This window comes from Ruegeria sp. YTSC003, assembly GCF_059609785.1.
In genome coordinates, this window is record NZ_JBXWMK010000001.1 from 575850 (window position 1) to 588818 (window position 12969).

Annotated in this window: 12 protein-coding genes, 1 tRNA gene and 1 pseudogene; 5 read left to right on the plus strand and 9 right to left on the minus strand. The window is 56.3% G+C overall.

Annotation, left to right across the window (positions count from 1 at the left end):
* Window positions 1-2: 2 nt before the first annotated feature.
* Window positions 3-989 (minus strand): 2-hydroxyacid dehydrogenase, encoded by a 987-nt coding sequence (locus AC2FFH_RS02850; RefSeq protein ID WP_496725538.1) that lies wholly within the window; start codon window positions 987-989, stop codon window positions 3-5.
* Between the two features lie 138 nt (window positions 990-1127).
* On the opposite strand from AC2FFH_RS02850, the gene AC2FFH_RS02855 reads away from it, so the two are divergent.
* Window positions 1128-1649, plus strand: coding sequence for an SH3 domain-containing protein (locus AC2FFH_RS02855; RefSeq protein ID WP_496725537.1), 522 nt, complete (start codon window positions 1128-1130; stop codon window positions 1647-1649).
* 1 nt (window position 1650) lies between these two features.
* On the opposite strand, the gene AC2FFH_RS02860 is transcribed toward AC2FFH_RS02855, so the two are convergent.
* The gene (locus tag AC2FFH_RS02860; RefSeq protein ID WP_496843705.1) at window positions 1651-2568 is read right to left on the minus strand and encodes a haloalkane dehalogenase; all 918 of its coding nucleotides are present in this window, start codon (window positions 2566-2568) and stop codon (window positions 1651-1653) included.
* Window positions 2569-2871: 303 nt separating this feature from the next.
* Here AC2FFH_RS02860 and AC2FFH_RS02865 point away from each other — a divergent pair.
* Together AC2FFH_RS02865 and AC2FFH_RS02870 are read left to right on the plus strand one after the other, a co-directional pair.
* A tRNA-Gln gene (locus AC2FFH_RS02865) sits at window positions 2872-2946 on the plus strand.
* A gap of 212 nt (window positions 2947-3158) precedes the next feature.
* Window positions 3159-3512 carry a hypothetical protein gene (locus AC2FFH_RS02870; RefSeq protein WP_496768710.1) on the plus strand — a complete coding sequence of 118 codons (354 nt, stop codon included), beginning with the start codon at window positions 3159-3161 and terminating at the stop codon, window positions 3510-3512.
* Window positions 3513-3528: 16 nt separating this feature from the next.
* Here AC2FFH_RS02870 and AC2FFH_RS02875 read toward each other — a convergent pair whose 3' ends face one another.
* The 7 genes from AC2FFH_RS02875 to AC2FFH_RS02905 form a co-directional block, all read right to left on the minus strand.
* Complete coding sequence (locus AC2FFH_RS02875; protein WP_496843706.1) at window positions 3529-5040, minus strand: mannitol dehydrogenase family protein; 1512 nt, start codon at window positions 5038-5040, stop codon at window positions 3529-3531.
* Window positions 5040-5813, minus strand: coding sequence for an L-iditol 2-dehydrogenase (locus AC2FFH_RS02880; protein WP_496843707.1), 774 nt, complete (start codon window positions 5811-5813; stop codon window positions 5040-5042). The genes AC2FFH_RS02875 and AC2FFH_RS02880 overlap by 1 nt, the downstream gene beginning before the upstream one ends.
* Window positions 5810-6814: an ABC transporter ATP-binding protein gene (locus AC2FFH_RS02885; protein ID WP_496738273.1), complete on the minus strand. Its 1005-nt coding sequence runs from the start codon at window positions 6812-6814 to the stop codon at window positions 5810-5812. The genes AC2FFH_RS02880 and AC2FFH_RS02885 overlap by 4 nt, the downstream gene beginning before the upstream one ends.
* Window positions 6815-6826: 12 nt before the next feature.
* A complete protein-coding gene (locus tag AC2FFH_RS02890; protein ID WP_109310934.1) occupies window positions 6827-7657 on the minus strand; it encodes a carbohydrate ABC transporter permease in 831 nt (276 codons plus the stop codon).
* An 11-nt stretch (window positions 7658-7668) separates the two neighbouring features.
* Complete coding sequence (locus tag AC2FFH_RS02895; RefSeq protein ID WP_108859810.1) at window positions 7669-8535, minus strand: carbohydrate ABC transporter permease; 867 nt, start codon at window positions 8533-8535, stop codon at window positions 7669-7671.
* A gap of 107 nt (window positions 8536-8642) precedes the next feature.
* A complete protein-coding gene (locus AC2FFH_RS02900) occupies window positions 8643-9944 on the minus strand; it encodes an ABC transporter substrate-binding protein (RefSeq protein WP_058284088.1) in 1302 nt (433 codons plus the stop codon).
* Window positions 9945-10038: 94 nt separating this feature from the next.
* Window positions 10039-11064: a LacI family DNA-binding transcriptional regulator gene (locus AC2FFH_RS02905; protein ID WP_496768716.1), complete on the minus strand. Its 1026-nt coding sequence runs from the start codon at window positions 11062-11064 to the stop codon at window positions 10039-10041.
* A gap of 120 nt (window positions 11065-11184) precedes the next feature.
* Between AC2FFH_RS02905 and xylB the strand changes: the two genes are divergently transcribed.
* Window positions 11185-12621: a xylulokinase gene (xylB, locus tag AC2FFH_RS02910; protein WP_496843708.1), complete on the plus strand. Its 1437-nt coding sequence runs from the start codon at window positions 11185-11187 to the stop codon at window positions 12619-12621.
* A gap of 63 nt (window positions 12622-12684) precedes the next feature.
* Window positions 12685-12813, plus strand: a pseudogene (locus tag AC2FFH_RS02915) (IS5/IS1182 family transposase); the annotation flags it as partial.
* Window positions 12814-12969: the final 156 nt, after the last annotated feature.

Consider the following 12969-nt stretch of genomic DNA (forward strand, 5'->3'; position numbering starts at 1 on the left):
GATCAAAGCATTGCGGGGACCACCTGATCCGGTGGGCGGTGACCGTCTTCGAACGTCTTAATATTTATAATAACTTTCTCGCCCATTTCGATCCGGCCCTCTAACGTGGCCGACCCCATGTGGGGCAGCAGAACAACGTTCGGCAACTGTCGCAATCTTGGATTCACATCCGTCCCGTGCTCATAAACATCCAGGCCCGCGCCGGCGATTTCGCCCGAGCGTATCCGGCGTGTCAGAGCGTTTTCGTCGATCACCTCACCCCTTGATGTATTCACGATAACGGCTGTCGGCTTCATCAATTTCAGCCGCCGAGCATTCATCAAATGGAAGGTAGACGGTGTCGACGGGCAATGGACCGAAATCACATCCATCCGCGCCACCATCTGATCGAGGCTTTCCCAATAGGTCGCCTCCATCTCTTGCTCGGTTTCGGGGCGAAGTCTGCGGCGGTTATGGTAGTGCACCTGCATCCCAAAAGCACAGGCACGGCGGGCCACGGCCTGACCGATACGTCCCATGCCCAAAATGCCCAAACGCCGCCCTCCGATACGCCCGCCCAACAAGGCATTCGGCGCCCACCCGGTCCAATCGCCTTTTTGCATAACAGACAGACCCTCGGGAATTCGGCGGGTCACAGCGAGAATCAGTGCCATGGTCATATCAGCGGTATCGTCGGTCAGAACCCCCGGGGTGTTCGACACCAGAATGCCCCTCTGACGCGCGGTCGAGACATCGATATTGTCGACCCCCGCCCCGTAATTCGCGATCAAGCGCAGGTTTTCACCCGCCTGCCCCAAAAGGCCACCGTCGATCGTATCGGTTACGGTTGGCACCAGAACATCGGCGGTTTTCACGGCCTCCACCAGTTCTTCACGGGTCATCGGGTTGTCATCGTCGCGCAATTGCACATCGAACAATTCGCTCAACCGGGTTTCAACCGCCTCGGGCAACCGTCGCGTAACGACAACACTCAGACGTTCTCTTGACACCTCTGCACTCCCACTGCTTTGCAAACCTTCGCGCGCCATGTCATCGTGGCGCAGGATAAGGCGGGGCACAAGAACCCCATAGGCATTGAGTCGACCTTTTTTTGAAGCAAGATCAACAGGCACAAGAGCAGACAGTAAGTGAGTGGTTTTCTACCCGTAAAACGCCTTGTTTCGGCGGCATTCGCTGTTTTCCTGACGGTGTTTGGTGGCTTGGCTGCCAGCGCGCAGGACAAGCGTGGCCAAGTCACCAACCTGCCCCTTCCACGGTTTGTCTCGATGAAAGCTGCTGAGGGCAATGTGCGCCGCGGCCCATCCCTGACTCACCGAATCGATTGGGTTTTCAAACGGCGCGGCATGCCACTGCAGATAACGGCAGAATACGGAAACTGGCGCAGAGTTCAGGACCGCGACGGAGCAGGAGGATGGGTGCACTATGCCCTGTTGTCCGGTGTTCGAACTGTGTTGGTCGACGCCGAATTGCTGACCGTTTACACAAGCCCCGATGCAAATGCGCCGATCAGCGCACAGTTTGAAACGGGCGTTGTGGCGCGCCTGGGAAGTTGTTCGCTGGACTGGTGCCAGATTTCTGCGGGCGGGTATCGCGGCTGGGCACAGAAAACGAACCTCTGGGGCGTCGACCCAGCCGAAATCCGAGAATAACCTAGTCGGATCGGGGTGCGCGCGCGATGAAATCGCAGGTCAACTTGACCAGTTCCGGACCAACGTCTTCTTGCAAAAAATGTCCCGCATTCGGCAAGATGACATGAGGCTGCCCCACAGCCCCCGGGCACATTTTCTGGAACACAGAATCAATCCCCGCCATGACCTGATCATCGGCCCCGAAAGCTGTGAGGACAGGCGTCTTTAGCCCTCGGATCACCTCCCACGCCTGCCGGTTCGGACCCGAGGACGGATCATCAGGCGTCGCTGGCACCAGCATGGGAAACTGCCGCGCCCCGGCTTTGTAGCTTTCATCTGGAAAAGGTGCATCATAGGCCGCGATAACGTCTTCTGACAGGGGCGAAACAGTTCCGCCTTTCAGAATTCCACCGGCCGGAAATACCGGGACCTCTTGGCTAAACCTGCGCCAGTTCTCGAACGCCTCGCCCATTGGCTGATCGCCGGTCGGCAGCGCCGTGTTGGCAATGACGATACGCGCGAACCTGTCGGGCAGCTCTGCCCATAACCGCAGCCCGATCAACCCGCCCCAGTCCTGGCAAACCAGAGTGATGTTGCGCAGGTCCACCTTGCGCAGCCAATCACCCATCCAAGCCACGTGGCGTTCATAAGTGTAGTCACTTCGTTCAGTTGGTTTGTCGGATCGTCCGAACCCAATCAGGTCTGGCGCAACCGCGCGATGTCCCTGCGCGACGAATCCCGCAATCATGTGGCGGTAAAGGTAGGACCAGCTTGGCTCGCCATGCATCATCAATACGGGATCAGCCTCGGCTGGCCCTTCATCCACATGATGCATCCGCAACTGGCCGCCTTCGGTGTCATCCACCTGCGCGTAATTCGGTGCAAACGGGTATTCTGAGAGCCCGTCAAACCGGGTGTCTGGAGTACGTAGAAACTTCATTCTCTTCCCTTTCAGAGTTTCCAATCTTAGCGCCCTGCCATCAATGCGCGCATCCAGCTCTTCGCAAAACACTGGATTTCAAAACCCCGCCGTAAGATCAGGCCAATGGGCTACTCATTCCGCATACATTCTGCAGTGCTTTCCGACGACCCGATCTCAGCAAGATTGAACACCTTACCTATGAAAACAAGCCACTCTCAGATCTTCGATTAGCGCCTTCAGATTTTTTTTAATCCGCACTCATTTTTTTACCCGAAAGGTCTTGAACCCACCGATCAACAATCGTAGACAGCGCCTCACCGTTGGGGTGTAGCCAAGTGGTAAGGCAACTGTTTTTGGTACAGTGTACCGTAGGTTCGAATCCTACCACCCCAGCCACTTTCCATGAAAAATTCAATAAAATCAGTGAATCGGTTTAAAATCGATGCTGGCACGATTGCCCGGCTGTCGCGTGATTGCCAAACAGCTAACGTGAACCAAAGCCCCTTTGGGCAAACGAAAAAACAATCAAACCGGCTCTCGATCTCGTTTCTGTCCGAGCGAAGCAAGACTCACGTCCCTCCACACTTGCATTGGGGATCCCTGCTCCAGTGCCCGGGGAAGGAGAAAAGAAAATTTTCATCGAGCCTACAACGCCCTCAACGCTGGGAGCCATCCACGCCATTTCACGAGAGATTGTTCGAAGCCAATTCGAATTGTTACTCAGCAACTTCTCTGATCCAGCCTTCGTTGCTGAAGCACAAATCTCGCACCTGCGCGCCGAGCTCGAACACTTTCAAATCGAGGTACGGGGCAGAGACTTATCGCGCCCTGTTCGGATCGCAAGGGAAGTTGCAGCAAAGATTGGAGGGCAGGCTGTGCATCCTATGGATGCCGGGGCAGCAAGGCAATTTGCGACAACCCTTAGCCGGCGAAAAAAGAAAGATGTGTCCGCAATTGAATAATCTGAGTGACGCTAATTTAGTGTGGCATTGAGCCGTTAGAGACATATTCAGTTAAAACTGCTCGACTGCCACTCTGCCAGATCCCGGTTAGCCACCAGGCAAAGGCTTCAGAAAACTTTGTGCCGCGGCCAAATTCACCGCCATATTGGCTTTGTTCGAGCCAAAGCTGTGGGTCGGCTTTGGACGCCTGTGCGGTTTTATGTAGTTTCTCCCATTGGGGGTCATTCGGGGCGATTTCGGAGCCATCTTCACGAACACCTACGCACATCCGGCACCAGAATGCTTCGGCCAACGCGAGCCCATTTACCGAAGAGCCAGACGCAGTTGCTGCGCGCAGCGACGGTAGTAGGAACCCGGGATGTCGCGCCGACCCGTCAAATGCGACCCGACGTGTTGTATCGTGAATAGCAGTGTTGGCAAATCGCCTCTTAACCAACCCGAGGTACTCTTTTGCTGTCGTCCCGGGAACAGCTTCGACATGAGGCAAAATCTCTTCTGTCTGAACTTTTCCGAAAAACGCTACGATGTCCGGGTCCTGCATGCAGTCTGAAATCGTGGGCACATTCAGAATCTCCCCGACATTTGCGAGCAGTTGGTGACCTCCATTCAATATGCGCAGTTTCATCGCTTCGTAGCTGTGGACGTCCTGCGTCAGTGTTACTCCGACCTCTTCGAGGGGCGGTCGCCCGGCGCAGAAATCGTCCTCAATCACCCATTGGCGAAAGTTCTCATGCGTGACTGGTACGCGGTCGTCGACGCCCAGTGTGCGGCATTGCAATACGACCTGCTCGGTCGTTGCGGGCACGATGCAGTCAACCATCGAGTTTGGGAACGCGCCATTCTGATCGATCCAATCGGCCAGATCCGGGTCGGATAGACGCGCCAAACCAACAACACAGTTTCGCAAAATCCCACCGTTGCCTTGAAGGTTATCGCAGCTGAGTGCGGTAAAGGGCTTCAAGCCATTTGTGCGCCGTTGCCTGAGCGCCGCGACTATAGCGCCGAAAGCCGTACGCGGCTGGTTTGGGTTCTCGGCATCGTGCAGAATATCTGCGTGATCCGTATCGAACGCGTCAGTGTTGGCGTCCGGAAAGTACCCGCCTTCGGTTACAGTCAGCGACACAATCCGAATGGCAGGGTCGGCCATCGTCCGGATAAGCGCGGCATTGTCGTCTTCGATCGGCAAGTAGTCGATCATCGGACCAATCACTTCGGCGGACATTCCTTTTGGGTCCAGTTCGATCAGCGTTGTCAGGCAGTCCTGCGCCAGCAGTCGTTCTCGCATGTCGGCGTCATAGCTTCGGACACCGGCCCCGATGATTGCCCAGTCATGGGCCTGGCCCAACTGCATCAACTGGTGAACATACCAAGCCTGATGCGCGCGATGAAAATTGCCAAGTCCGATATGGACAATGCCGGGCGTCAGATCCGAACGCTCATACACCGGGGTTCTGACCGTCGCAGGCAGGTCTGAAAGGGTATTTCGCCGTAACCATATCGGAGGGTTTGCATTCGCCACAGGATCCATCAGCTCATCCAGTTTCCGCCGTCGACATTGTAGGTTTGTGCGACGATGTACTTGGCATCGTCAGAAGCCAGAAACACGGCCATCCCGGTCAGATCTTCGGCGCGGCCCATTCGGCCATAAGGAACTGCTGCAGCCACTTCGCGTTTCTTCTGACCCAGTGGTTTGCCTTCGTGCTTTGCGAAAAACGCATCAACACCATCCCAGTGCTCGCCATCGACAACACCAGGTGCAATGGCGTTTACGTTGATCCCGTGAGAGATCAGGTTCAGCCCGGCCGATTGGGTCAAGGATATGATCGCGGCTTTGCTGGCACAGTACACGGCGACCAACGGCTCGCCCCTGCGCCCGGCCTGCGACGCCATGTTGATGATCCGACCATTGGTTCCGTGATCAATCATGTGGCGCGCAACAGCCTGCATCGTAAACAGCGCGCCGGCAACGTTGATGTCAAAAACGCGATTGTAGTCAGCGCGCTCAATTTCAACGATTGGAGCGGCGGAGAAGATGGCCGCATTGTTGATCAGAACGTCAATTGGGCCAAAATGTGCCGCCGTTCGAGCAACGGCGTCTTCAATGCTTTGTTGGCTGGTCACGTCCATCTCGACGGCCAACGCGGCTGCGCCGATCTCAGTTGCAGCGCTCTGTGCGCGCTGCATGTCTATATCGGCGATGGCGACGCGTGCGCCCTCAGCCACATAAGCCTTGGCAAACGCCAGTCCAATGCCTCTCGCTGCCCCGGTGATCAGGGCGGTTTTGCCTGCCAGGCGCGTCATTCGATCCGCAAGCCTTTCGCGTCAAACCGGTGGATGACATCCGGTCGTGGTGTCAGATGGATTCGGTCACCGTGGCGAAAGTTAACCTCGCCATCTGCACGGACGGTGATGGTCTCGGCCAACCCTGTTTCGTGGACGTGGAAGAAAGTGTCCGAACCAAGGTGCTCAGAAACGCTTACGACGCCGGACCAGTCTCCTTCAGATTCAGACACCGCAATGTGTTCAGGGCGAATTCCGATGGTTTGGGCACCGAGCTTTTCCGCCTCTGGGCCTTCGATGAAGTTCATCTTGGGCGAACCGATGAAGCCTGCAACAAACAGGTTGCGCGGCGTACGGTACAGCTCCAACGGGCTGCCAACCTGTTCGATCACACCTGCCTGAAGCACAACGATCTTGTCGGCCATAGTCATGGCCTCGACCTGGTCGTGGGTGACGTAGATCATCGTAGTCGCCAGACGCTCGTGCAGTTCGCTGATTTCCAGCCGCATGCCAACGCGCAAGGCGGCGTCCAGGTTCGACAGCGGTTCATCAAATAGGAACGCAGCCGGTTCGCGTACAATGGCCCGACCGATGGCCACCCTTTGACGTTGCCCGCCAGACAATTGGCCGGGACGACGATCCAGGTAGTCGGTCAGGTTCAGAACGCTCGCCGCACCTTCAACCCGCTTGTCGATCTCAGCCTGATCCAGTTTCGCCATGCGCAGCGGAAATGCGATGTTCTTGCGAACGGTCATGTGCGGATACAAGGCGTAGGATTGGAACACCATCGCCAGCCCGCGTTTGGCAGGCGGCACGTCTGTTGCGTCGGCGCCGTCAATGTCGATGGAGCCAGAAGTCATGTCTTCCAGTCCCGCAATCAGGCGCAGCAAAGTGGACTTGCCGCAACCCGAGGGGCCGACAAATACGGTGAACTCGCCATCTTCGATGGTCAGATCCAGCGGGGGAATGACCTCTACGTCGCCGAAGCTTTTGGTCACGGACTTGAGTTGTATACGTCCCATACGAAGTCTTCCTTATTTCACAGCGCCGAAAGTCAGGCCGCGGACAAGTTGTTTCTGGCTGAACCAGCCAAGGATCAGGATGGGTGCAATCGCCATGGTCGAGGCCGCGCTAAGCTTGGCAAAGAACAGGCCTTCGGGGCTGGAATAGCTGGCGATGAATGCAGTGAGTGGGGCCGCGTCGACGGCCGTCAGGTTTAGGGTCCAGAACGCCTCGTTCCAGGCTAAGATAAAGTTCAACAGAACGGTCGATGCGATGCCGGGGATGGCCATGGGTGTCAGGATATAAAGGATTTCCTCTTTCAGCGTCGCACCGTCCATCCTTGCCGCTTCAAGGATTTCCCCCGGAATTTCGCGGAAGTAGGTGTAGAGCATCCAGACGATGATCGGCAGGTTGATCAGCATCAGCACCACGACCAGCCCGCCGCGACTGTCCAGCAAACCCAGCTGAATGAACAGCAAGTAAATCGGGTACAGAACACCAACTGCGGGCAACATCTTTGTGGACAGCATCCACAACAGAATGTCCTTGGTGCGTCTGGACGGAACAAACGCCATCGCCCAGGCTGCGGGTATCGCGACGATTACACCCAAAAGTGTTGATCCGCCTGCGATGATGACTGAATTCCACAGGAATCGCATATAGTCAGAGCGTTCCTGCACGATGGCGTAATTTTCGAGCGTCCAGTCGAAGTTGAGGAAGATCGGTGGGCTTGCAATCGCCTGTGCCTCGGTCTTGAAGCTGGTCAGGATCGTCCAGAGGATCGGGAAAAAGATCAGCAGACCTACGGCCCAGGCAAGGGCGGTGTTTAGTGTTTTGCGTTGTGTCGTGACGGTGCGGGCCATGGTTTGTCTCCTCACGCGTCCAGGTTTTTGCCAACGATGCGCATCAGGAAGATGGCAACGATATTGGCAAGGATGATTGCATAGACACCACCGGCTGATCCGAGGCCAACGTTCTGGCTTTCCAACACGCGCTGGAAGATCATGTAGGTCAGTGTACGGGTGCCGAAGGCGCCGCCGGTGGTCACGAAAATCTCGGCGAAGATCGACAGTAGAAAAATCGTCTGAATCAGGATCACAATCGTAATGGCGCGACCAAGATGCGGCAGAATGATGTGATAGAAGCGTTTTAGCACCGGCGCGCCGTCCATCTCGGCCGCTTCCAGCTGTTCACTGTCCAGAGACTGGATAGCCGTCAGCAGGATCAGCGTCGCAAAGGGAAGCCACTGCCAGGAAACGATCATAACGATCGAGGTCATCGAAGCCTCGGACAGCCACGAAATCGGCTCGGCCCCGAAAAAGCGCCATAGATGGGCCAGCAAACCGTTCACCGGGTCCATGAACATGTTCTTCCAGACCAGCGCTGATACGGTCGGCATGACAAAGAATGGCGCGATCACAAGGATGCGGACAACGCCCTGCCCCCACATGGGCTGATCCAGCAGCATGGCCAGCAGAATGCCCAGAATGACCGTAATCACCAGCACGCCGCCAACGATTACTAATGTTGCTTGGACCGCGGGCCAGAAGGAACTGGAGGATACGAAACGAACGTAGTTGTCGAACCCGACCCAACCCAGATCGCCTCCACGCAGCGGAAGGTACTTCTTGAAAGAAAAATACAGCGTCATCGTCAGAGGCACGAGCATCCAGCCAAGCAGCAGGACCACTGCGGGTGCCATCATCAGGCGGGCAACTGATCGAGAATGTTGAGTAGCCATAACGCAAACCCTCTCTGTTCAGGCGTAACTCAGCCTGCGAGAAAAACGCGAATTGTGGAAGGGTTGAACGGGGGGGCAGACCTCTGCCCACCCGTTGGGAGGATGCCTCAGTAACCGGCGGCTTCCATTTCTTCAGCTGTGAAAGCCTGCGCTTTGGCAAGTGCCTCCTCAACCGTTTGCTGTCCGGCATATACCGCCGAGAACTCCTGGCTCACCTGTGTGGCGATGCCTGCGAATTCCGGGATTGCGGCGAACTGGATGCCAACGTACGGGACGGGTTTCACCGTCGGGCTGTTCGGATCAGCTGACAGGATTGAGTCCAGTGTCATCTTGGCGAACGGAACCTTTTGGTATTCCGGATTCTCGTACAGAGACGTACGTGCACCCGGGGGAACGTTTGCCCATCCTTCGCTTTCGGCCACTAGCTCAATGTAGTCCTTTGAGGTCGCCCATTCGATGAATTGCTTGGCAGCATCTTCTTGCTGTGTGCCAGCAGGAATAGCCAGTGCCCACGCCCAAAGCCAGTTGGACCGCTTGCCCAATCCTGTGTCAGGTGCCAGCGCAAATCCTACGTGATCCGCGACCGTAGAGTCGTCAGGGTTGGTTACGAAAGACGCCGCAACTGTCGCGTCGATCCACATGCCGCATTTGCCCTGCTGGAACAGCGACAGGTTTTCGTTAAACCCATTGGTGGCATAGCCGGCAGGACCGGATTCGTTCATCATTTCAACGTAGAAATTCAGTGTATCTGCCCACTCGGGCTGATCGAACTGAGGCTTCCATTCTTCGTCGAACCAGCGGGCACCGAATGAATTGGACATCGCAGTGATAAAGGCTCCACCTTCACCCCAACCGGCTTTGCCGCGAAGGCAGATGCCGTTGATCTCGGCGTCGCGGTCGGTCATCGCGGCGGCGGCCTCTTTGATGAACTGCCAGGACGGCGCCTCAGGCATTTCCATGCCCGCCTTTTCCATGAGGTCAGTGCGGTACATGATCATCGAGCTTTCACCATAGAACGGCGCCGCGAAAAGCGTTCCGTCATGGCTCAAGCCACCTGCCATCGCGGGCAGAATGTCACCAACGTCATATTCTTCGGACAGGCCATCCAGCGGTACCAGCCAGCCATTCGCGCCCCAGATCGGCGTCTCATACATGCCGATTGTCATGATGTCGAACGTACCGCCCTTGGTCGTGATGTCGGTAGTTACGCGCTGACGCAGCACGTTTTCTTCCAACGTCACCCATTCGACGTCAATGCCGGTCGCCTCGGTGAATTTATCGGTATAGCCCTGCATCCGGATCATGTCGCCGTTGTTCACGGTCGCTATTGTTAAGGTGTCCGCATGAGCTGCTGCCGTCGCGACGAGTGTCATTGCAGTCGCCGCACGAAGTGCGTTTCTCAAATACATCCCTGTCCTCCCTGAGCTTGGATGTCGTACAGAGAACGTAATGCAAAAATTGTCGCGGCGTCAATGAAAACTTTACGCGCGTTAAATTTTAGGATTACGCGGAATCCCTCAAAACCAGCCTTGCAGGGAACAATGTTTCTGACCGCGTTTCAAATTTCCCTCCACTTTCAATGAGTTCGAACAGAGTTTCAACGCTACGCCCGGCAACGTTGTCATAGTCATGCGCAGCCGTGGTCAGAGAGGGGCACGTAAATTTTGCGAAGGGATGATCGTCATTTGAAGCCAGACGCAGCGCGCAATCGTCCCGTCGACCGACCCGAATCCCTTGTTCGTAACAGGCCGCCAGAAAGCCGATTGCCAGCCGGTCATTGCTGCACAGGACCGAGTTTGTTCGCAGCTCATTTTCCGCCAGAACTTTCAGCGCACCCTTGTGACCGATCTCTTCAAACGCCCAGCCCTTACCGTCGACTTTGATGATATGCGGCTCGAACCCGAGACGCTCCATGACTTCAATATAGGCTTTTCGGCGTTTATTGGCGTTCGGGTTTGCAGGTGTTCGCATTTCGAAGAATGACGGGGGCTCGCCCGTCCGGATCATGTATTCCACGGTTTGCGACACAAAGCTGAAATTGTCCGACCCGATAAACGCGGCACCCAGACCTTCTAGGTTACTGTCGAACAATACAGTCGGCACATTCGCGCAGAACCTTTCGATCACTGATTGATCTGAGGTCCGTCCCAATGGCGCCAACAAAACCCCGGCAGGCTTCATGGATTGCAGCCCGTCCAGAATGTCGTTTTCCAGTTTTTGCTCACCATGAGAGCTGAAAAGGGACGGACGATACCCCGCCGCGATACAGCTTTGTTCCAAATAGCGCGCGATTTCGGCAAAGAACGGATCAGCCAGATAGGGCACGACGATGCCGATATTCTTGGTCAGCTTCCGGTTCTGGTTCACCGCATAAATATTGGGGCGATAGTCGAACCGCTCCAACGCCTCTTCGATACGGGCCCGTGTTGTCGGGCGAACGCTGTCGGGATCGTGAAAGTACTTGGATACCGTAGGCCGCGAGATGCCACTGAGGGCTGCGAACTCTTCCATATTTTTTATTTTGGTCATGTCAGTCTGCCTGCGGATCTGAGCCGCCTTGATCTTATCATATTTTTACATATTCTTTGCGCGCGCTAAAAAATCAATAGCCATGCAAGGTCCCGGCGTTTCTGCGGGCAAGGGGATTTAATGTTTCTCGGGATTGATATCGGAACGTCTGCGGTCAAACTTGTCTGTGCAGATACCGATCGAATTCTTGCAACGTCTTCAGTAGACATAAAGACTTCCTCGCCGCAGCCTGGTTGGTCAGAGCAGCACCCGGATATTTGGTGGCAGGCGACGCGCGATGCATTGAGCCAACTTGCAAAACAAGTCCCGCTGTCGGATGTGCAAGGCATCGGGTTGTCCGGTCAGATGCATGGGGCCGTTTTGCTGGATCGCAATCTGCGCCCGATCCGCCCGGCGATCCTGTGGAATGACAGTAGAGCGATACGTGAATGCGATGAACTGCGCGCAGCCCAGCCGCAGATTGGTCACATCGCTGGCGTCCTCCCTTTGCCGGGTTTCACGGCACCCAAGATCACCTGGTTGAAACAACATGAGCCGGCACACTATGCCCAGCTTGCTCATATCCTGCTGCCCAAGGATTACATCGGGTTATGCCTGCATGGTGAGTTGGCAACCGACACCTCCGATGCAGCCGGTACAATGTGGCTCGATCAGGCATCGCGAAAATGGCACGTCGGAATTGCCGAAGCCACTGATGTAGCGCCCGATTGGCTGCCGCAGGTTTTCGACGGCCACGTCGTCGTCGGAACCGTGACGGCGCACGCCGCAGCTGAAACCGGGTTGAAACCCGGCGTGCCCGTCGTTGCGGGAGGCGGAGACGCGGCAACCGGGGCGATATCTCTGGGCGCGACCGAACCGGGACGTGGCTTTATTTCCCTCGGGACGTCCGGCCAGCTGTTCGTGGCGGACCGTCGGTACAAGCCTAATCCTGAACGCTATGTGCATGCGTTCGCACACACTTTGCCCGACCGTTGGTATCAAATGGCGGCGATGTTGAACGGCGCAAGGCCAATTTCTTGGATTGGCGGCCAACTGGGGCTGTCCGCTGCCGAAGTTGTTGCGCTTGCTGAAACGGTCAGCGGTGATCGCGGGCCGATTTTCCTGCCGTATTTGACAGGTGAACGCAGTCCCCTCGGGGATCCGCATATTCGCGCCTGTTTCTTTGGTCTTGAGGATTCGACAACGCGCGCGGACCTCTGTCGTTCCGTGGTCGAGGCAATTGCCTTTTGCTTTGCTGACGCCGCCCAGAGCTTCGGAGACACGATAGACAATCTCCCGGAACTGGCAGCAATTGGAGGAGGCAGTCAATCGGATCTCCTGCTGGGCCTGATCGCTACAGTGACGGGCAAGCCCATTTTGCGTTCGGAAGGCGCGAGTTCCGGTCCGGCCTATGGCGCTGCCCGTCTGGCAGCCTGTGGCAATGGTGCTTTGGGCAAAGCCGATCTAGCGCTTCAGCCACCAACAACGGATCGGTTCGAGCCCGCTGACATGGCCGCGCTCTTCCAGCGGTTGAGGCGATTTCGCAGGCTCTATTCTGCAGTGAACACTATCTATTAGTCGCAGGACCCATTGATTTCCATTGGGCTTCGTGTGTCCCGGTTCGAACACCGAGCGGTGAACATGTCTGATCTTTTCTCTCTAACGGATGCGCAGATGGTGCGTCTTGTGCCCCTCTTCCCTAAGTCCCAAGGTACGTCGCACGTCGATAACCCGCCTGTGCTGATTGGATTCCCGGACCGGACAGGCGTGACACTGGAACGGGCGATGCTGCTACTCGGAGGGATGCCTTGCGCTATTCGGACGCTGCTAGCCGCTGTGCATCTCTAGCGAGCAAAGGTGGAATTGAGCATTTTGCCGTCGGGTCTAAGCCGGGGACACGCGTAGCCGCAGGTTGCTGGCGTCTGA